The organism is Maribacter dokdonensis DSW-8, assembly GCF_001447995.1.
Taxonomy (GTDB): Bacteria; Bacteroidota; Bacteroidia; order Flavobacteriales; family Flavobacteriaceae; genus Maribacter; species Maribacter dokdonensis.
On record NZ_LDPE01000002.1, the window covers coordinates 444,538 to 464,445 of the forward strand.

Consider the following 19,908-nt stretch of genomic DNA (forward strand, 5'->3'; position numbering starts at 1 on the left):
ATGGATATTAAAGAAATTCAAAGCCTTATCAAGTTTGTTGCCAAGTCTGGCGCTAGCGAGGTAAAACTCGAGACGGATGATATAAAGATTACCATCCGTACCGGAAGCTTAACTGGTAATTCTGAGCCAACCTATGTGCATACAATGCCTATGGCTCAACCTGCCGTACCTGCTCCTGTAGCAGCTGCACCGGCAGAAGTAGCTGCACCTGCAGCGGCCGCATCTGAAGCTGAGCAGAAAAAAGCGGATGATGATAAATACATCACGATCAAATCTCCGATCATTGGTACTTTCTACAGAAAACCTTCTCCTGACAAACCAGTATTTGTTGAGGTAGGAGATACTATAGGGACCGGCGATGTACTTTGTGTTATTGAGGCAATGAAATTGTTCAATGATATAGAATCTGAAGTTTCTGGTAAAATTGTCAAGATTTTGGTAGATGACTCTTCTCCAGTTGAGTTTGATCAGCCATTATTTTTGGTAGACCCTTCTTAACTAAATTTTGAGTAGTCATTGTTAGATGCCGTTATTGAACGGTGTGTAAGAATCATGTAGAACCAAGAACTTAAAATTTAAAAGATGTTTAAAAAAATACTGATTGCCAATAGGGGAGAAATCGCTTTGCGTGTTATCCGTACCTGTAAAGAAATGGGTATTAAAACGGTAGCCGTTTATAGCAAGGCCGATGAAGAAAGTTTGCATGTTCGTTTTGCAGATGAAGCTGTATGTATTGGTCCTGCCGCTAGTAGCGAATCTTATTTAAAGATCCCTAACATTATTGCTGCTGCTGAAATAACCAATGCAGATGCAATACACCCAGGGTACGGTTTTCTATCTGAAAACTCAAAGTTCTCACGTATCTGTGCAGAACACGATATAAAATTTATTGGAGCATCTGGCGATCAAATTGATCGTATGGGTGATAAGGCTACGGCCAAGCAAACCATGAAAGAGGCAGGTGTACCTTGTGTACCTGGTTCAGATGGTCTTTTAAAAGATGTTGCCGATGCCAAGAAAGTAGCCAAAAAAATGGGCTACCCGGTAATGATCAAAGCAACTGCCGGTGGTGGTGGTAAAGGTATGCGTGCCGTAATGTCTGAAGACAAAATGGAAGAGCTTTTTGATAGTGCCGTAAATGAGGCTACCGCTGCCTTTGGTAACGGTGGTATGTATATGGAAAAGCTGATCGAAGAACCTCGTCACATTGAAATTCAAATTGTCGGTGATCAATTCGGTAAGGCATGTCACTTATCAGAAAGAGACTGTTCAGTACAACGTCGTCACCAAAAGTTAACGGAAGAGACTCCTTCACCTTTCATGACAGACAAGTTAAGGGAGCAAATGGGTGAGGCTGCGGTTAAAGCTGCAGAGTACATAAAATATGAAGGTGCAGGTACCATTGAATTTTTGGTAGACAAGCACCGTAAGTTCTATTTTATGGAGATGAATACACGTATTCAGGTAGAGCACCCAATTACGGAGCAGGTTATAGATTATGATTTAATTCGTGAGCAAATATTGGTAGCCGCTGGTGTGCCAATTTCTGGTAAGAACTATCTTCCAAAACTACACTCTATAGAATGTAGAATTAATGCAGAAGATCCTTATAATAATTTTAGACCATCGCCAGGTAAGATTACGACCTTACATACACCAGGTGGTCATGGAGTTCGTATGGACACCCACGTGTATAGTGGGTACAGTATTCCTCCAAATTACGATTCAATGATCGCTAAGTTGATTACCACCGCCCAAACTAGGGAAGAGGCAATCAATAAAATGAAACGCGCCTTAGATGAGTTCGTAATTGAAGGGATCAAAACCACCATACCTTTTCATAGGCAATTAATGGATCACCCAGATTATTTGGCGGGTAATTATACTACGGCCTTTATGGATGATTTTAAAATGGATCCTCCAAAAGAACATTAATAAAAACTCCAACAGCAATGTTGGAGTTTTTTTGTTCTATTTTGTGATGGAATTTCTATCTTATATCACAATCAAAATAGTACAATGAATCTAAGCTACTGGGAACGTACATCATGGTTTTCTAATATCGATTTTACAATCGTGGGTAGTGGTATAGTAGGTTTAAATTGTGCTTTAGAATTGCGTAGGCAACATCCAAAAGCACATATTCTAGTACTGGAAAAAGGAAAACTGCCGCAAGGCGCTAGTACAAAGAATGCTGGTTTTGCCTGTTTTGGCAGTATTTCGGAAATCTTATCGGACCTTAAAACACATACAGAACTAGAAGTGGTGCAATTGGTACAAGATAGGTTCAATGGCATACAATCGCTTCGTACTATTTTGGGTGATGCTGCCATAGGATATCAAAATAATGGTGGACATGAATTATTTCTGGAAAAAGATTTAGCCTTATATGAGAGATGTATACAGAAGATGAAAGCCATCAATGAGTTACTATACCCTGTGTTTAAGAAGAATGCTTTCAAAATAGCTCCAAATGATTTTGGTTTTAAAGGGCTTCATAAAAACTACATTTCACAAGTTTTTGAAGGACAAATAAACACGGGTAAAATGATGTGTTCTTTGGTACAATTGGCGCATCAAAAAGGCATCAGAATCCTAAATTCTACACAGGTAAAAACATTTGAAGATTCAGGCTCGTCCGTAACGGTTAAAACAGACGACATAGAATTTGTGACCAAGAAATTGTTAATAGCCACAAATGGTTTTGCCGCCCAATTACTATCGGAAAATGTAAAACCGGCAAGAGCACAAGTGTTAATTACAAAACCGATAAATAATTTGGCCATTAAAGGCACGTTCCACTTAGAAGAAGGGTATTATTATTTTAGAAATATTGATGACCGTATTTTATTGGGCGGCGGAAGAAATCTAGATTTTAAAACAGAGGAGACTACCGAGTTTGGAACTACAAGTTTGGTAGGAAATAAACTAAAAGAGCTGCTTGCCAATATCATTTTACCTGAAACGGCATTTGAAATAGATTATAGTTGGAGCGGTATTATGGGTGTTGGTCAACAAAAGAAACCCATTGTAAAACAAGTATCTGCTAATGTATTTTGTGGTGTGCGTTTAGGTGGTATGGGCATTGCCATAGGTACCACAATTGGTAAAAAATTAGCACGTTTGGTCAGCGAATAAATGCACCATTTAACCTGTTTTTTTAAATCTTGTCCAAAAGAGAGGTGTACTCTTGTTTTTATTTATAAATTGTATGCCCCCTCAGATTATCTATTACCCTAAATGCGCTTATAAGTTTGCCCTAGAACAGTGAACTTTTAAGAAGGTTTGTAATAGCATGTATACTATATGAGAACATTATTTAATAGAATTGCTACGGCTGTGCTATCAGTTGTATTGGGTTTTACTTGTTTAACAAGTTGTGGATTGACAAAAACCGATTATCAGCGAGAATATGCCAGGGTATGGAAAGAGCATATTAAGAGCGAAGCATGGAAACAATCTCTCATTTCAAATAATGAGTATGCCAAAGATGATTTATATGCCAGTACAGACACTGAAGTGACTTTAGCAGAAGAGGAAACAAAGGTTTCCGGATTCAATGCCACATATGAGTCTTTAGTTTCAAAAGCCTATTTTAAAATTATTACCGAAGCGGAAAAAGCAGATGCTAAAATTACAGCAGACTACAAGATGCTAAAGGATAATGAAACAGCACTAAAAGTAGACAAGAAGAGGGCACAAGCGATTACAAATCGCTATGAAGCACATAAAGCAATGCTTAGCGGGTTAAAATCTTGGAATATTTTTAGCGAAGACCGCTCTGGTGATTTGGAATATTTTAAGGCAGAAAATGAAATTGAGATTCAAAAGATGCTCAGTGCTGGTGAAAGTGATAATCAAATTGTAAATTACTTGATCTATAAACTGGCAGATCTGTATCACATTGAAGGAAATTGATTCACTTAAAAATCTAAAAAAAGACGCTTACAACTTTTGTGTTCTTTTCGTTAACGAGAGGTTGGCGAGAATTCAAGGTCAGATCAAGGAACTTGAAACGGCTTTAACCTCAGAGACCAAAAGTAGTGCTGGTGACAAGCATGAAACCGGTCGTGCCATGATTCAGTTAGAACGGGAAAAACTAGGGCAGCAGCTGGCTGAACTTGAAAAAACCCAGCAACTATTATCTAAGGTCCCAAAGGAAGGAAATGCAGAAACTGTAGGTTTGGGAAGTCTTGTCATTACAGACTCGTTCATATATTTCATTGCTATATCAGCAGGCGAATTTAAGGGTACGGGTAAGTCCGTCTACTGTATTTCTGCGGCAACGCCTATTGGTAAGCTTGTCTTTGGTAAAAAAGTAGGGGATGTTTTTAGTTTTAATGGTAAAGAACTAACTATCATTGATGTTCATTGATGAACCTTTGTGCTTAAATTTTAGCTAACTTATAGTGCTATATTAAATAGCTTTTTTTAATCACAGGTAACATTTGATTCAAGTAAATTTTTAGTCAGTAAATCATGGAAATATTCTACTTACTTATTGCGGTCATTGCCATAATTATATTGACGACTAAGCTTAAGATCCATGCTTTTTTAGCCTTGTTTATCATATCTATTTTATATGGGATTTTTGCTGGTATGCCTTATGGCGATATCATTACATCTATAAATGATGGTTTTGGGGGTACACTTGGTAAAATAGGGCTGATTATTGTACTGGGAGTAATTATTGGTGCATTTTTGGAGCATACCGGTGGTGCATTTGCAATTGCAGAAAAAGTCTTGGGGTGGATAGGTAGAAAACGGGTACCCACGGCAATGGGTATTATTGGTTATATCGTATCTATTCCGGTATTTGCAGATAGTGGTTTTATGTTGCTACATCCTCTGAATAAAAGTCTTTCCAAGAAAGCCAAAATCTCCATTGCCGGTCCGGCAATAGCATTGGGTTTGGGTTTAATGGCGTCGCACACTATGGTACCACCAACACCCGGTCCTATAGCGGCGGCAGGTATTTTGGGTGCAGATTTAGGTTTGGTCATCGCATTTGGATTTCCCACCAGTATAGTCGCTTTGGTTGTCGGTATCATATTTGCCAAAAAGTATGCTTCAAAAACAATGATAACGCCCAATGTTGAAGATGCGCTAGAAGCAGAACAAGAAATTAAAGATTCGCCAAGCGCTTTAAAGGCCTCTATTCCTATTTTGGTCCCTATTTTATTAATTGTCTTAAAATCCGTCTTGAATTCCATGAACATTGGTCAAGAAAACGGACTTTTGGATTTCATCAATTTTGTGGGTGAGCCGGTTATTTCTTTATTGATCGGCGTATTCTTATGTCTGCTCTTGCCCAAAAAATTAAATTACGATATGCTTTCTTCTGCGGGGTGGGTAGGTAAGGCTATCAAAGACGCTGCGTCTATACTTTTAATTACTGGGGCTGGAGGAATTTTTGGTAAAATTTTACAGAACTCGGGCATAGCCGATATTCTAGGGCAAACCTTGACCGATTATAATATGGGTATCTTTCTTCCTTTTGTTTTAGCTGCGGCCTTAAAAACTGCACAAGGTTCATCTACCGTAGCATTGGTAACTACGGCATCTATCATAATGCCTATGATGTCCTCTTTGGGTTTTGATACAGAAATACAAAAAGCTTTGGTCGTAGTGGTTATTGGGGCGGGTTCTGCGGTAATTTCCCATGCGAACGACAGCTTTTTTTGGGTAGTAACACAAATGAGTGGTATGAACGTAAAAACAGGATATCGACTTTTTGGATTAGGTACGGGCGTTCTTGGTCTTACAGGAGCAATAACTGTATTTGTATTCTACACTATATTCGTTTAAAAATACAGCGTTTAATAATCTGGTTTACTTCGGTTGTTTTTTTTGAGCGAAGCAATTTTCTTGCTTTTCAATCTTTTTTCTATAGAAGAACGGGTGGGCTTACTTTTCTTTCGTGCTTTGGGTACGATCAATGATTTTTCCAGAAGCTTAAAAAATCTTTTAATGACCAAGTCTTTATTCTTGTGTTGGCTCCGGGATTCATCGCACTGTAAAATCAAAACGCCCTCTTTGCTGAGTTTGTTGCCTAATTTTAAAAGAAGCCTTTTTTTCTGTCGTTCTGTGAGTCCGTCAGAAGCTGCTATCTGAAACGACAATTCTACTTTAGAAGATACTTTATTTGCATGCTGACCACCGGGACCACTACTTCTAATAGCTTTAAACTGGAGTTCATTAAGAATTTGTTCTTGGTTCACAATATGCTTTTTGTAAATGTAGTCAAAAAGTAAAGCGTTCTATGTAGTGGCGTAATAGATACTATACTATGAATTTGAAAACATAGCTATTACTCTATAGATTAGATGCAGCTTCTTGTATACGCTGATTGATGGTTTCAATGGCTACATTTAAAAACACCTCTTTCCCCTTAGGGTATAGCTTGTCCGCATTGAAATAGATAGTTTCATTGTCATCACTCTTGCTTTCGGTTAAATAATGACTGCCCATAGGATATGCTTTTTCTACGGTAACATGAAAACCAGAGGAGGGTGAAACCCTAAACTCATGTGCATAAACAATTATTTTTCTTTTGGTATTGGCATACGTTTTAAGCACATCTATAGAGATCATACTGGCTTCACCAAAGAGCGATGCTACATATAAGCTTTTAGGGTTTTTATATAACTCCATAGGTCTTGCCCTTGCAATGATCTTGTTATCACGTAGTACAACAGCTCTGTCTGCAAACGGTAGAACATCGTTAACATCATGCGTGGCAACAATAGTCGTAATTCTATGTTCTTTTAAGTAATTAAAGATGTTACGGCGTAAACTGTTCTTTAAAAAATTGTCAATATGGCTAAAAGGTTCATCTAAAAGCAATACCTCTGGTTTTTGAGCCAGAACCCTTGCCAGTGCTACACGTTGCTGTTGACCGCCACTAAGTGTCTTTACTTTTTTATCTGCAAATGCTGTGAGTTCTATCATCTCTAAAAGCTCTTGAGTTCTTTCCTTTAATTCATCTGGATAAAAAACAGAAAGGTATTGGCTAATATTTTCTGCCACAGAGATAAAAGGCATTAAATCAAAATCTTGAGAAAGATATTTCATAAAAGGCATACCTGGAACCAAGTTGAATGCAGGACCTAAAATTGGCTCATCTTCCCAAAAAATCTCACCTTGTTCCAGATCCATTAGCCCATACATTAACTTCAACAAGGTGCTTTTTCCGCAACCGCTTTCTCCAATGATAGCCACATGTTCACCACGTTGAATACGCAGATCGATAGACGCTAATACTGGAAGTTTGTCATAAGAAAATGATAGGTTCTCTACTCGTAACATGCTTTTGTGCTTAGAACTGTAAAATTGAAAAATCCGTTCCAATTTGAAACGGATTTTTCGATGATTTATTGATTTAAAAAAATATTTACTCCTTAAATTCCTTTAAAACAGTTTTATTGGGTAGCTCTGAGTATCCCATATTAAATAGGGTGAACCCAAAAATATCGGCATATTGTTCAATGGTTTTGCTAACTGGTGTACCTGCTCCATGACCTGCATTGGTTTCTATACGGATTAAAGTTGGGTTAGACCCTGCTTGTTTTTCCTGTAGTTCTGCCGCAAACTTAAAACTATGTGCAGGCACTACCCTATCGTCATGATCGCCGGTAGTTACCAAGGTTGCAGGGTATGCAGTACCTGCTTTTACATTATGTACAGGGGAGTAGCCTTTTAAATACTGGAACATTTCGTCACTATCTTCTGCGGTACCATAGTCATAGGCCCAACCGGCACCAGCGGTAAATGTATGATAACGAAGCATATCCATTACACCCACTGCAGGTAGCGCTACCTGCATTAAATCTGGTCTTTGGGTCATTGTTGCGCCAACAAGTAAACCACCATTAGAGCCGCCACGAATTGCTAAATACTCCTTTGAAGTATAGTTGTTGTCCACTAAATATTCTGCAGCTGCGATAAAGTCATCAAAAACATTTTGCTTTTTAGTTTTTATTCCCGCATCATGCCATTTTTTGCCATATTCACCACCACCACGTAAATTGGGTACGGCGTAAATTCCACCCTGTTCCATCCAAACGGCATTACCGATGCTAAAAGACGGAGTTAAACTAACATTGAATCCACCGTAGGCGTACAGAATAGTCGGATTTTCACCATTAAGTTCGGTTCCTTTTTTATAGGTAATGATCATTGGTACTTTAGTGCCATCTTTAGAACTATAGAAAACCTGTTCCGAAGTATAGTTCTCAGGATTGAAATCTATATTCGGTTTCCAATACAGCTCATATGTACCACTTTCTACATTATATTTAAAAGTTGATCCCGGCGTATTGTAATTGGTAAATGAGAAATACAATTCCTTATCTTCCTTTTCACCACCAAAACCACCAACAGAACCAAGACCTGGTAATTCTACTTCACGTATAAGTTTGCCTTCATAATCATACTGAAAAACCTTTGAGATAGCATCAACCATGTATTCTGCAAAGAAATAGCCACCACCTGTATTGGGGTTCAATACATTTTCGGTTTCTGGGATAAAATCTACCCAATTTTTAGCTTCGGGGTTACTGGCATCTACCGTTACTATTTTTTTATTGGGAGCATTTCTATTGGTTACAATGTATAGTTTTGAACCAACATTGTCAATTACATAGTTGTCAGATTCCGTGTTTTCAACCATAGGTATCAACAATCCATTTGGATCTTCAAGGTTTCTTATAAACAATTTGTTTCCAGAAGTAGAAACCGATGCACTGATCAATAAGTACTTGTTGTCCTCAGTAACACTGGCACCAATATAACGATGTTTTTCTGTAGGTGTACCGCCAAAAATAAGTTCATCATTTTTTTGTGGAGTACCCAGTTTATGATAGTATACTTTATGTTGATCTGTTTTGGCAGAGAGTTCGCTACCTTTTGGTTTGTCATAACTAGAATAGTAAAAACCATCATTTCCTTTCCAAGAAAGTCCGCTGAATTTTATATCAATTAAGGTATCCTCTACAACCTCTTTGGTTTCGGCATTGAGAATAATAGCTTTTCGCCAATCGCTACCACTTTCTGAAATGAGATAGGCAGCTAAAGATCCATCTTTGGTAAAACTTAATCCTGCTAAAGAAGTGGTGCCATCTTCAGAAAAGGTATTGGGGTCTAAAAAAACCTCAGGTTCTTCATCTCCTTTAGCCCTATATACAACATATTGATTTTGTAGGCCGTCATTCTTATAGAAATAGGTGTAATCTCCCTTTTTGAACGGAGACCCTAATTTCTCATAATTCCATAATTTTTCCAATCGGTTTTTAAGGTCGTTTCTAAATGGAATTTTTTCTAGGTAGCCAAATGTAGTTTTGTTTTGATCTTTTACCCAAGCTTCTGTCTCTGGGCTTCTATCATCTTCAAGCCAGCGGTATGGATCTTTGACCTCGGTGCCAAAATAAGTGTCTACGGTATCTACTTTTGCGGTAACAGGGTAATTCACGATAATGGGTTCTGGTTTAGATTCGTTTTTACAAGAAGAAATTAGCGCAACAGCAAAGAGCGCCGGTATAACATTTTTCATGTGTAGTTCAGTTTGTACTAAAATACCATAAAAAAACCTTCAAAACTGTGAAGTTTTGAAGGTTTTAACGTTCTAAGGGTATAAATTAAACTAAGCCTTTTTCTACTAAATATTCAGAAATTTGAACAGCGTTTGTTGCGGCACCTTTTCTAAGATTATCTGCTACGATCCACATATTCAAAGTGTTTCTTTGAGTTTCATCTCTACGTAAACGCCCAACGAATACCTCATCTTTGTCATGAGCATAAATTGGCATTGGGTAGGTATTGGTATCTGGGTTGTCTTGTACCGTAACACCTGGCATTTCGTTCAATAATTGGCGCACCTCGTTTAATTCAAAATCATTTTCAAATTCCACGTTTACAGATTCTGAGTGCCCACCTGCCGTAGGAATACGAACAGCGGTTGCACTAACTGAGAATGTACGGTCATCAAGAATCTTCTGTGGCTCACGGGCCAGTTTCATTTCTTCTTTTGTATAACCATTTTCTAAGAACACATCGCAATGGGGCAGGGCATTTCTACCAATAGGATAAGGGTATGCCATTTCGCCCTGAACACCGGCAATTTCATTCTCCAGCTGTTTAACTGCTTTTACCCCCGTACCAGAAACAGACTGGTAGGTTGAAACGACCACACGTTTCATTTTATATTTTTTATGTAATGGGTGTAACGCCATGACCAATTGTATGGTAGAACAGTTGGGGTTGGCTATAATTTTATCTTCAGCGCTAAGCTCATGGGCATTGATTTCTGGAACCACTAATTTTTTTGTAGGGTCCATTCTCCATGCTGAAGAATTATCTACGACCGTAGTACCAACTTCGGCAAATTTTGGAGCCCATTCTAAAGAAGTGTCGCCACCGGCAGAAAATATGGCAATATTGGGTCTTGCAGCTACAGCATCTGCTAAGCCTATAACCGTATATTCATTTCCTTTAAAGGTCATTTTCTTACCTACGGAACGCTCAGAGGCAACCAATAATAATTCCGTTAACGGAAAATTACGTTCTGCCAATACTTTCAACATTACATCGCCTACCATGCCTGTGGCACCAATAACAGCTACTTTCATTTGTGAAACAATTATATTAAGCGGCAAAAATACGTATTACAAGTACTTGCACAAGCAAAAAAGAAAAGAATAATCAAAATATAACAAAATGTTTTATTTGTAACAATTAATTAGTAGAGTGGACTTGGATAGTGGATAAAAAAAGAACCGTCAATGTTGTTAGCGAAACAACGTTGACGGTTTAAATTAAAATAGGTTGCAGTGCAACGGTTCCCTTTTCCAAGGGTATATCTTAAATTATTTTTTTAAAGCATCTCTAATCTCTACCAGTAATTCTTCAGCAGTAGGTCCTTTTGGAGCCTCTTCAACTGGAGCAGGAGGAGTTTTAGTTTTGTTGTAAGCTTTAACAATGATAAATAATACAAAACCAACGATAACCAAGTTGATGATAGCATTGATCCACTTACCGTAAAGAATAGCATTCTCTGGTTTGGTCACTGATCCATCGGCAGCAACAACAGCTTCATCCAATACAACTTTCATATCGGCGAAATCAAGTCCACCACTAAAATGACCAACAATTGGCATCATTACATCGCTAACGAAACCGCTAACAACTAATCCCATAGCGCCTGCAAGTAATACGGCTACGGCTAAATCTATGACATTACCTGTCATAATAAACTCCTTAAATTCTTTTAACATGTTCTATTGTTTTTATTAATGGTTAAATATAATAAGTGAGGCAATTTACAAAAAAAAGCGATTCCTTAAATAAATGTTAACAAATCAGTGAACGATTATTCTTTTAATTCGCTGTGAAAGACCTGTTAAAAGTTCATATGAAATGGTTTGTGCGGTTTCGGCAAATTCGTTTGCCGGTAAGGGTTTTCCAAAAATAATAACCTCATCGCCCTCATCGCATGCAATAGAAGTAACATCTATCATAATCATATCCATGCAAACATTACCTATTATTGGAGCCAATTGACCGTTAACGCTTACAAAAGTTTTACCATGACCGTATTCTCTACCTATACCATCTGCATGCCCTATGGGTAAAGTTGCGGTAATTCTTTTGGAATTGGAGGTATATTTTCTGTTATAACCCACAGACTCACCTTCAGAAATAACGTGTTTTTGGGCAATTATGGTTTTTAAGGTCATTACGGGTTGTAACGTAGCGTCAACTTCTGGTTCGTTTCCGTAACCATATAAGCCAATTCCACTTCGCACCATATTGTACTGCGCTTCTGGGTAATTTATAATACCCGAAGTATTTAATACATGTTTAATCGGTTTATCCTTAAAAAGTTGGTCCACCTGCTGGCAAATGTTCTTAAATCGTTGTAATTGCAAATTGGTGAACGCTCTTTCATCATGATCTTCGGTTGCTGCCAAATGTGATAATACCGCCACAATTTTAATGGCTTTTTGTTGTTCAACAAGACTTGCAATTATGGGCAATTCATCTGCAGAAAACCCTAATCGGTTTAGTCCAGTATTAAATTTTAAATGTACGGGGTAGTCTACGATGTTCATAGCATTTGCCGTAGCAATAAAATCGGTCAAAATAGATTGCGAATATATGCTAGGCTCTAACCGGTGTTCAATTAGACTTGTAAAATGTACTTTTTGTGGGTGTAAAACCAAAATGGGTGCGGTAATACCACCTTCTCTAAGGGTAATGCCTTCGTTAACATATGCAACTGCAAAATAATCTGTACCCAACTCTTGTAAGTGTTTGGCAATAGCGACCGAATCGCTACCATAGGCATATGCCTTTACGACCGCCATAAATTTGGTTTCGGGCTTTATTTTTGATCGGAGTACATTGTAATTATGACCAAGTGCTTTTAGGTCGATCTCTAAAACGGTCTCTTCTGCCTTAGCCATTTTCGCTTTTTTTGATCGTATTTACCTCTTCGGAATTTACATCGATCGTTTTCACTTTCTCTTTAAGCATGGCTTTATAATAAGCGCCACGGCTTAAGGGTTCATATTCATTAACCTCACCTAGCATCACCAATTTATCGTTGCTCGATTTTCTAAAACTGTAGTTGGCCAAATTACCGGTACGTGTACAAATGGCGTGTACTTTGGTAACATATTCTGCAGTGGCCATAAGCGCAGGCATAGGTCCAAAAGGTTTTCCTTTAAAATCCATATCCAGACCTGCAACAATAACCCTTACCCCTTTATTGGCAAGGTCGTTGCAAACGGTAACTATTTCATCATCAAAGAATTGAGCTTCATCAATGCCTATAACATCACAAGTGTCTGCCAAAATACGAATGTTGGCTGCCGCGGGTACCGGAGTAGACCTAATTTCATTTGCATCGTGCGATACCACCATTTCATCATCATAACGGGTATCAACCATTGGCTTAAAGATTTCAACCTTTAATTTGGCAAATTGGGCACGTTTAAGTCTACGGATCAGTTCTTCTGTCTTTCCAGAAAACATAGACCCGGCAATGACTTCTATCCAGCCGAATTGTTCTTTATGATTAACTGTGTTTTCAAGAAACATTTTGTAATTTTAGACGAAAATAAGTGGATTTTCGTTTATTCTTTAAAGATGATAAAGGTATTTAAAAATCCTGCTATTTAGGTCTTGACCTTAAAAATTGTACTATGAAAAACAAGTTGAAACTGGAATTGAGAAAGTTATCTACAGAAATTTTGACTGCGGAGAACTTAGATGATGTTACAAGTTTGTATGAGATTTCTAAGAACTTGTATGAAAAATTAGCAGTATTAAAATTCATTGAGGTAGAGCTCAATGACATGGAAGTAGATGTTTCTAAAAATGCGATAGCGGCAAAATTTGAGGAAATGGCAAATGCCGTTTTGGATTCTAATAAATCTGTACCGGAAAGTAATCCACATGAAGAGGATATTATTCAATACCCAGGTATGGATACCATTAAAGGTTTTGTTTCTGAAATGCCCAGCACAGATGAATTAGAAGATGTTTTGACAGAATTTATGTCAAAGCCCGATTTAATGAAGAATGACAAAGAATTGTTCACCCCTACAAAAGCAGATCTAAAGCAGGCCGAAGCATTACCAAAGTCGCTTAATGATCGCTTGGCAAAAAGTAATGTAAAGGTAGATTTAAATGATCGCTTGGCTTTTGTAAAGCATTTGTTCAATGATAGTATGGAAGATTATAACCGTGTGTTGTCGCAATTGAATACTATTGATACTGAAGAAAGGTCAATTGCGTTTATAAAGAATATGGTGAAACCTGATTACAATAATTGGGTAGGAAAAGAAGCGTTTGAAGAACGATTCATAGAATTGGTTTCTCGTAGATTTTCTTAAGAGTTATAAAACTAAATATCATAGACCCAGCACTTGTGTTGGGGTTTTTATACGATAATCAAGAGTTGAATCAAATCTACGCTTGCATCTAAATCTAAATTAAATTTTCAATACAATGCTTCGAGGTCGTGCCTTGAGGTTGTTCACTTTAAAACGAATGGGAAAGCTGTATTTAGTGCCAACACCTATAGGAAACTTAGAAGACATGACCTTAAGGGCCATACGGGTTCTTAAAGAGGTAGATTTGATTCTGGCGGAAGATACCCGTACCAGTGGAAAGCTCTTGCATCATTTTGAAATTGGTACACCAATGAAGAGTCACCATATGCATAATGAGCATAAAATGGTCGATTTTTTAGTGGGAAAACTAAAAGTAGGGGAGCATATTGCATTGATTTCCGATGCTGGCACGCCGGCAATTTCAGATCCTGGATTTTTATTGACCCGTGCCTGTGTAGAAGCAGGTATTGAGGTAGAATGCTTACCGGGAGCCACGGCTTTTGTACCTGCATTGGTCAACAGTGGTTTGCCAAATGACAAATTTGTTTTTGAAGGATTTCTTCCGGTAAAGAAAGGAAGGCAAACACGTTTAAAGTTATTGGCAGAAGAACCACGCACCATTATCTTTTATGAATCTCCACATAAACTTGTAAAGACATTAGGAAATTTTGTTGAATATTTCGGTGCAGAAAGACCGGTTTCCGTATCAAGGGAATTAACTAAGTTGTACGAAGAAACCGTTCGTGGAACTGCCGAAGAAGTTTTAAATCATTTTACGGAAAAACCGCCAAAAGGTGAGATTGTTATTATTGTTGGGGGGAATAAATAATAGTTTTACACTTAAATTAAAGTGAATTTAAATCTACATATTCTACAACAATTTTAGAATTTGAAATATTTTCTACAGCAATATATAAAGTATCGTTAACAATAGTTAAGCCTTCAATATCCACCAAACTCGGATCTATACTTTCAAAATTGATAGAGGTTTCTATAAAAGAATTTGTTTCTACATTTAAGACACCAAAAAAGAAGTTTGGCTCATTCTCCACAAAAGGTAATTTACCTGAAACAAAGATTAGATTCTCATATCTGCAAGCTGTAGTTTCAAATATTCCTTTAGGTAAATCAAAATAATCTAAAGAGCCATTATCCAAGTTGTATTTAAAACCGGTTTTAATTAATTCATATGGATTTGAGTTCTCAACTAATCCGCCAAAAACATATAAATCAGAATCAACTATTTCTCCTTCTGCAATAGTCCTTGATTCCTCTATGGTAAAAACATCTTGTAAATCATAAGTGCTGTTGTTTAAACTTCGAATTTTGAAAGGAACTTTTGGATTGTCTAGAACAGTTAAATCTCCTCCAAGTAAATACACTTGAGAATCAACGGCTGCAGAACCAGCTCTTGATAAATTAGAAGCATATGGGTAGGTACTAATTTCAGAATCCAATGTATTTTTCATTGTTGATACTCGTCCTGAACCCACAACCACTAATTGATCATCAATTAAATGTAATCTGCTTGAGGTAAATTCGGAACCAGTATACGTTATTTCGGTAGAATCCAGAACCTGCGAATTAATATCATATTTGTAGACCCTTCTAACTCTTGGGTAACTGCTATCATCACGGTAAGATAGATATAAACTGTTGGTGTTATTGCTCCCTACAAATCCAGTAGTTTTACCATAGCTGGTAATATTGTTGAAATTTGCAAATGATTTAAAGTTAATGTTAGTGGGAGCTATTTTATAATCGTCACTAGTTTTTTGGACCAATGAAACCATTAATTTGGAATTAGTGGCTTCATCAACTATAATTTCACCGGAAATTGTATTTTCAGTGTCCTTAATCAGTGTGAAATCTGGATGTACTATTTCTATATTATCATTAATAATAAAGTCAAGCTCCACAGGCGACGAATAATTATCATTCGCGATTGATGAATTTGCATCAGCAATATGGTTTATACCTTTTCTCTTTTTCCAGGTTAAAATACCTGATACTTCATCGGAAGAATTAGAAGACGTAAAAATAAATTCATCATCCAAAATGTTGCTATTAGCGGTAACATCTAATGTCCCCGTAGCATTAACTAATGAAGCGCTTGAAATGTGCCAAGTCTTTTTTACTCCATTGTTTAATGTATTCTCAATTAAAAGCTGAAGTAAATCATTCTTTGATTGCAATATTTCTTGCTCTGATGGTCCTTCTGGTAAAGGTTCTACAATTTCTTCTTCCGGTTCTTCGACCTCCTCGGTTATTTGATCATCATCATTATCAATAACGATGTCCTCATTTGAAGAGCAGGCTATAATAAAGATAAACAAGAATGAAAATGTGAATTTAATCGAAGATAACCTTAGGAGTCTATTGCTCATATTATAAATGCAAAAGGGTTTGTATATTGAAATATAACGTTTCTTTTCTGATTTTCTGATACTCATAAAACGCTGTTCACCCAAATCATTCAAAATCAATAGCCCTAAGTGTTAATTTGGAGAAATAAATAAGAAATTTTCAAAATGAGAATTACCTTTACTCCAGTTTAGCATGAAAAAAATTCTCACATATACCTTTATCCTTCTTTACCTCACTGCAATGGTAAAGCCGGTATTGCCTGTGTTAGAGTATGTGTTAAATCAAGATTATATTGCTGAAGTACTGTGTATCAATAAAGACAAGCCCATGCTTAATTGTGATGGTAAATGTTACTTGGCACAAATGATTAAAGAGCAACAAGAAAAAGATCATCAAGATATACCTTCTGCCGATCTTCGCGAATATCCTATTGGCTTTGTAAATATTCTTGATGTTGATTTTGAAAGTGTATTGATCAAAACAGCATTGGATTCAATGCACCCTAACTTGAACGAACAACAGTTTATATCTACTGTTTTTCGTCCACCAAATTTCATCTCCTAAATAGCATTGTAGATTAGGCAAGCTTATTTAAAGTGATGCCCAGCTATGTGTTATTACCACGGCTCAAATCCTGAAGTCGGGGGTAACTGATCAATTATTTTATTTAAAAATATCTTATGCCTGTGCATAAGGTGAAACCATTACAATGACAAGAATGTAACAAGCCAGTTTTACATGGCTTCTGCATTCACAATAATATATCAACAGATGAAATCTATATATAAAATATTAGCAATAACCTTAGTATTAACCGTATTCGTTAGTTGTAGCAGCGATGATGATACTGCTACGGAGTTAACTGGCGAGAACAGTGTAACGCTTGAGTTTGATAACAGTGTGGGATCAGATGATCTTTTACTGGCAACATCTAGCTATACCAATTCCCAAAATGAAACATTGACAATTACAAGGCTCAATTATATTGTCAGTAATTTTCGTTTAACCAATGATCAAGGTGAAACCTTTATTTATGAAAAAGATGACAGCTACTTTGTTACCAGTGAAGAAACCGGTAATACAGAGGTAGTGTTAGAGAACATACCTGCGGGAACCTATGTGTCTATCACTTTTGGTGTGGGTGTAGATCAAGAAAAGTACCTTCAAGGTGCTGAAGGTCAGGGCGATTTTTTAACCGTAGCCGAAGAGACCAATATGATGTGGTCATGGCAGGCAGGCTATAAGTTTTTGAATTTCGAAGGAACGTTTACTTCGGAAACCGTGACCGAAACAACAGATTTTAAGGTGCATATGGGTAGTCATGGTTCAAGCTTGGATAATTATAAGGAAGTTACCCTAAGCCTGGGTACAGATGCTTTGGTGAGTGATGAAATGTCTCCCATTGTTCACCTAGTGGCAGATGCCAATGCTATTTTAGACGGAGCGCATAAATTATCACTTTCTGAACAGTCGGTAATTATGGTAAGCGAAGAAAAGTCGCCATTGGTGGCCTTAAATACGGCAAGTATGTTTACGGTAGATCACGTCCATAACGGATCAGATCACTCACATTAATCACATATGGGGTCGCTAAATTTTAGCGGCCCTGTTTTAAAATTAAAACAGATGAAATATCTATTTTGGGTATTGCTGTTAGTGTGTTTGGTGTCCTGCAATAATGAGGAATATCTACCATTGGAGAATTCCTTATTGACGGTAGAAGTTCCTGAGAATTTCCCTGATTTGGTGTATGACATAGAAGCCAACCCGCCAACACAATTAGGTTTTGAGTTGGGTAAAAAATTGTTCTATGATGGTAAACTCTCTTCCAACGGGTTTATCTCTTGTGGGTTCTGCCATGAGCAAAATTTTGCGTTCACTCACCACGGTCATCAATTTAGTCACGGTGTAAATGATTTGGAAGGCACAAGAAATACGCCTGCCATTGCTAACATGGCATTTTTTAATGAATTTGCTTGGGATGGAGCTACATCGCATTTAGACCTTTTTCCAATTATACCTATAACCAATGAGGTAGAAATGGGGGAGACCATGACGGGAGTCATCAATAAACTCATAGCGGACAGTGAATATCAGCAACAGTTTGAAAATGCTTTTGAAGAAGGTGGTGTAAACGCGGAGAATTTTTTAAAGGCCTTATCCCAGTTTATGGTCATGATGATTTCCTCAAATTCTAAGTATGACAAGTTTGTACGAAATGAAGAGGGCGGGGAATTAACCGAAGTTGAAGCATATGGTTTAACGGTTTTTCAACAAAAGTGTACTACTTGCCATGCCACTGATTTATTTACCGATGGTAGTTTTAGAAACAATGGATTGCCTCCCAATCCTCAATTGAACGATGTTGGTAGGGCTGAGGTTAGCGGTAGTGTTCATGATAATTACAAGTTTAAAGTGCCCAGTTTACGTAATGTAGCACTAACGGCTCCTTACATGCACGATGGTAGGTTCGGTAGCCTAGAATCCGTACTGAATTTTTATGCCAATGGCGTGGTAGATTCAGAAACATTGGATGATTCTTTAAGAACGGATGACGGACTTGGATTAGCATTAAACAATGAAGAAAAAGAAGGACTATTGGCCTTCTTTGAACTACTGACAGATGAGACTTTTATAAACGACGAACGATTTTCAGAATATTAAAAAATGAACAAGATTATAATATATATGTTGTTGCTTGGCGGACTATTTAGTGCCAAAGCAAATGATTTGCCAGAAGTAGGATCTGATTGTATTTGGAAAAATACCGAATTTGAATATTTCTGCGACACCTGTGGCTGCGGGGGTAACGGTGGTAGCATGGGTTTTGGAACAGGGCTGAACAATAATTTCGTAGGTTTGAGATATATAGGTCAGAAGTATCGTTCAAGAGATGGTATTTTTGATAATTCCCCTTGGATCAACGAAAACTTCAATACGGTACAGGCCTGGGGAAAATTCCCGGTTGGGAAAAGGGTATTGATCAATGCCCTGTTGCCGTATCATTTTCATAACAGAACCTTTGCAGATAATACAGAGCAGACCATAACGGGCATAGGTGATGCTACTGTTTTGGCATATTACAATGTACTACGGCAAACACCAGATAGTATTATTTCTATAAAACCGGAACATGCCTTGCAAATTGGTGGAGGTCTAAAATTGCCTACGGGTAGTTTTGATGCCACAAATATTGAGGGTAGTGTAAATCCAAGTTTTCAATTAGGTACCGGAAGTTGGGATTATATTTTGGCTGCCAATTATGGTATTAGCCATAGAAATTGGGGCTTGTCCACTTTAGTAAACTATACCATTAAAACGGAGAACAGTAAAAAGTATCAATTTGGAAATCAATGGAATGTAGCTTTAAATACATATAAGACCTACTATGTATCCCCATCTGTATCCCTTACTCCGCAAATAGGTGTTGGAGGCGAATTTTTTGAAGAGAATTTACAGTTTAGTTTAGCGGTACCAGATACCGGTGGCAATGTCTATTTTGGGCGATTGGGCGTAGAGTTAAATTATAACAGGTATGCACTTGGGTTTTCTAGTATGCTGCCCATTTCGCAAAATTTGAATGAAGGTAAAGTTGAGGTAAAAAACAGGGTTTCATTATATTTGAATATCAATATATGATAGATAA

At 37.4% G+C, this 19,908-nt stretch carries 20 protein-coding genes; 12 read left to right on the forward strand and 8 right to left on the reverse strand.

Features of this window, described 5'->3' with window-relative positions:
* The 6 genes from accB to I600_RS11495 all read left to right on the forward strand — a co-directional run bounded on the left by accB (position 1) and on the right by I600_RS11495 (position 5,808).
* Positions 1-498: an acetyl-CoA carboxylase biotin carboxyl carrier protein gene (accB, locus tag I600_RS11470; RefSeq protein WP_058104667.1), complete on the forward strand. Its 498-nt coding sequence runs from the start codon at positions 1-3 to the stop codon at positions 496-498.
* 84 nt (positions 499-582) lie between these two features.
* Entirely contained in the window at positions 583-1,935 is a 1,353-nt protein-coding gene (gene accC, locus I600_RS11475; RefSeq protein WP_058104668.1) for an acetyl-CoA carboxylase biotin carboxylase subunit, read from the forward strand.
* A gap of 84 nt (positions 1,936-2,019) precedes the next feature.
* Entirely contained in the window at positions 2,020-3,138 is a 1,119-nt protein-coding gene (locus I600_RS11480; RefSeq protein ID WP_058104669.1) for an NAD(P)/FAD-dependent oxidoreductase, read from the forward strand.
* 168 nt (positions 3,139-3,306) lie between these two features.
* On the forward strand, positions 3,307-3,918 hold the full coding sequence (locus I600_RS11485; protein WP_058104670.1) for a hypothetical protein: 612 nt from the start codon (positions 3,307-3,309) through the stop codon (positions 3,916-3,918).
* Positions 3,905-4,375, forward strand: coding sequence for a 3-oxoacyl-ACP synthase (locus I600_RS11490; protein ID WP_317038733.1), 471 nt, complete (start codon positions 3,905-3,907; stop codon positions 4,373-4,375). Before I600_RS11485 ends, I600_RS11490 begins: the two co-directional genes overlap by 14 nt.
* Before the next feature lie 104 nt (positions 4,376-4,479).
* The gene (locus I600_RS11495) at positions 4,480-5,808 is read left to right on the forward strand and encodes a GntP family permease (RefSeq protein WP_058104671.1); all 1,329 of its coding nucleotides are present in this window, start codon (positions 4,480-4,482) and stop codon (positions 5,806-5,808) included.
* Positions 5,809-5,819: 11 nt separating this feature from the next.
* Here I600_RS11495 and arfB read toward each other — a convergent pair whose 3' ends face one another.
* From arfB to I600_RS11530, 7 genes are all read right to left on the reverse strand, one after another.
* Positions 5,820-6,221 carry an alternative ribosome rescue aminoacyl-tRNA hydrolase ArfB gene (gene arfB, locus I600_RS11500; protein WP_058104672.1) on the reverse strand — a complete coding sequence of 134 codons (402 nt, stop codon included), beginning with the start codon at positions 6,219-6,221 and terminating at the stop codon, positions 5,820-5,822.
* Between the two features lie 94 nt (positions 6,222-6,315).
* Positions 6,316-7,308, reverse strand: a complete 993-nt coding sequence (locus I600_RS11505; protein ID WP_058104673.1) for an ABC transporter ATP-binding protein — start codon at positions 7,306-7,308, stop codon at positions 6,316-6,318.
* Between the two features lie 85 nt (positions 7,309-7,393).
* Positions 7,394-9,550, reverse strand: coding sequence for a prolyl oligopeptidase family serine peptidase (locus I600_RS11510; RefSeq protein ID WP_058104674.1), 2,157 nt, complete (start codon positions 9,548-9,550; stop codon positions 7,394-7,396).
* 85 nt (positions 9,551-9,635) lie between these two features.
* The gene (locus tag I600_RS11515) at positions 9,636-10,625 is read right to left on the reverse strand and encodes an aspartate-semialdehyde dehydrogenase (protein ID WP_058104675.1); all 990 of its coding nucleotides are present in this window, start codon (positions 10,623-10,625) and stop codon (positions 9,636-9,638) included.
* A gap of 237 nt (positions 10,626-10,862) precedes the next feature.
* Positions 10,863-11,270 carry a large conductance mechanosensitive channel protein MscL gene (gene mscL / locus I600_RS11520; RefSeq protein ID WP_058104676.1) on the reverse strand — a complete coding sequence of 136 codons (408 nt, stop codon included), beginning with the start codon at positions 11,268-11,270 and terminating at the stop codon, positions 10,863-10,865.
* 84 nt (positions 11,271-11,354) lie between these two features.
* Positions 11,355-12,461, reverse strand: a complete 1,107-nt coding sequence (alr, locus tag I600_RS11525; protein ID WP_058104677.1) for an alanine racemase — start codon at positions 12,459-12,461, stop codon at positions 11,355-11,357.
* On the reverse strand, positions 12,454-13,098 hold the full coding sequence (locus I600_RS11530; protein WP_058104678.1) for a thymidine kinase: 645 nt from the start codon (positions 13,096-13,098) through the stop codon (positions 12,454-12,456). Before I600_RS11530 ends, alr begins: the two co-directional genes overlap by 8 nt.
* Positions 13,099-13,202: 104 nt before the next feature.
* Here I600_RS11530 and I600_RS11535 point away from each other — a divergent pair, with 104 nt between their 5' ends.
* Positions 13,203-13,895: a hypothetical protein gene (locus I600_RS11535; protein WP_058104679.1), complete on the forward strand. Its 693-nt coding sequence runs from the start codon at positions 13,203-13,205 to the stop codon at positions 13,893-13,895.
* A gap of 157 nt (positions 13,896-14,052) precedes the next feature.
* On the forward strand, positions 14,053-14,724 hold the full coding sequence (gene rsmI, locus I600_RS11540; RefSeq protein ID WP_058104680.1) for a 16S rRNA (cytidine(1402)-2'-O)-methyltransferase: 672 nt from the start codon (positions 14,053-14,055) through the stop codon (positions 14,722-14,724).
* Between the two features lie 16 nt (positions 14,725-14,740).
* Here rsmI and I600_RS11545 read toward each other — a convergent pair whose 3' ends face one another.
* Complete coding sequence (locus I600_RS11545; RefSeq protein ID WP_157490891.1) at positions 14,741-16,282, reverse strand: hypothetical protein; 1,542 nt, start codon at positions 16,280-16,282, stop codon at positions 14,741-14,743.
* Between the two features lie 172 nt (positions 16,283-16,454).
* Here I600_RS11545 and I600_RS11550 point away from each other — a divergent pair, with 172 nt between their 5' ends.
* The 4 genes from I600_RS11550 (at position 16,455) to I600_RS11565 (ending at position 19,901) form a co-directional block, all read left to right on the forward strand.
* The gene (locus I600_RS11550; protein ID WP_058104682.1) at positions 16,455-16,826 is read left to right on the forward strand and encodes a hypothetical protein; all 372 of its coding nucleotides are present in this window, start codon (positions 16,455-16,457) and stop codon (positions 16,824-16,826) included.
* Between the two features lie 207 nt (positions 16,827-17,033).
* Entirely contained in the window at positions 17,034-17,837 is an 804-nt protein-coding gene (locus I600_RS11555; RefSeq protein ID WP_058104683.1) for an MbnP family protein, read from the forward strand.
* 51 nt (positions 17,838-17,888) lie between these two features.
* Positions 17,889-18,926: a cytochrome-c peroxidase gene (locus tag I600_RS11560; protein WP_058104684.1), complete on the forward strand. Its 1,038-nt coding sequence runs from the start codon at positions 17,889-17,891 to the stop codon at positions 18,924-18,926.
* A gap of 3 nt (positions 18,927-18,929) precedes the next feature.
* Positions 18,930-19,901: a transporter family protein gene (locus tag I600_RS11565; protein ID WP_157490892.1), complete on the forward strand. Its 972-nt coding sequence runs from the start codon at positions 18,930-18,932 to the stop codon at positions 19,899-19,901.
* The last annotated feature ends 7 nt before the right edge of the window (positions 19,902-19,908 follow it).

Coding starts and splice junctions, on each gene's coding strand:
- rsmI (WP_058104680.1), top strand. CDS start 14,053: ATGGGAAAGCTGTATTTAGTGCCAACACCTATAGGAAACTTAGAAGAC.
- I600_RS11485 (WP_058104670.1), top strand. CDS start 3,307: ATGAGAACATTATTTAATAGAATTGCTACGGCTGTGCTATCAGTTGTA.
- I600_RS11515 (WP_058104675.1), bottom strand. CDS start 10,625: ATGAAAGTAGCTGTTATTGGTGCCACAGGCATGGTAGGCGATGTAATG.
- I600_RS11555 (WP_058104683.1), top strand. CDS start 17,034: ATGAAATCTATATATAAAATATTAGCAATAACCTTAGTATTAACCGTA.
- I600_RS11545 (WP_157490891.1), bottom strand. CDS start 16,282: ATGAGCAATAGACTCCTAAGGTTATCTTCGATTAAATTCACATTTTCA.
- I600_RS11565 (WP_157490892.1), top strand. CDS start 18,930: ATGAACAAGATTATAATATATATGTTGTTGCTTGGCGGACTATTTAGT.
- I600_RS11535 (WP_058104679.1), top strand. CDS start 13,203: ATGAAAAACAAGTTGAAACTGGAATTGAGAAAGTTATCTACAGAAATT.
- I600_RS11560 (WP_058104684.1), top strand. CDS start 17,889: ATGAAATATCTATTTTGGGTATTGCTGTTAGTGTGTTTGGTGTCCTGC.
- I600_RS11480 (WP_058104669.1), top strand. CDS start 2,020: ATGAATCTAAGCTACTGGGAACGTACATCATGGTTTTCTAATATCGAT.
- I600_RS11510 (WP_058104674.1), bottom strand. CDS start 9,550: ATGAAAAATGTTATACCGGCGCTCTTTGCTGTTGCGCTAATTTCTTCT.
- accC (WP_058104668.1), top strand. CDS start 583: ATGTTTAAAAAAATACTGATTGCCAATAGGGGAGAAATCGCTTTGCGT.
- I600_RS11550 (WP_058104682.1), top strand. CDS start 16,455: ATGAAAAAAATTCTCACATATACCTTTATCCTTCTTTACCTCACTGCA.
- alr (WP_058104677.1), bottom strand. CDS start 12,461: ATGGCTAAGGCAGAAGAGACCGTTTTAGAGATCGACCTAAAAGCACTT.
- I600_RS11495 (WP_058104671.1), top strand. CDS start 4,480: ATGGAAATATTCTACTTACTTATTGCGGTCATTGCCATAATTATATTG.
- I600_RS11530 (WP_058104678.1), bottom strand. CDS start 13,098: ATGTTTCTTGAAAACACAGTTAATCATAAAGAACAATTCGGCTGGATA.
- I600_RS11505 (WP_058104673.1), bottom strand. CDS start 7,308: ATGTTACGAGTAGAGAACCTATCATTTTCTTATGACAAACTTCCAGTA.
- mscL (WP_058104676.1), bottom strand. CDS start 11,270: ATGTTAAAAGAATTTAAGGAGTTTATTATGACAGGTAATGTCATAGAT.
- accB (WP_058104667.1), top strand. CDS start 1: ATGGATATTAAAGAAATTCAAAGCCTTATCAAGTTTGTTGCCAAGTCT.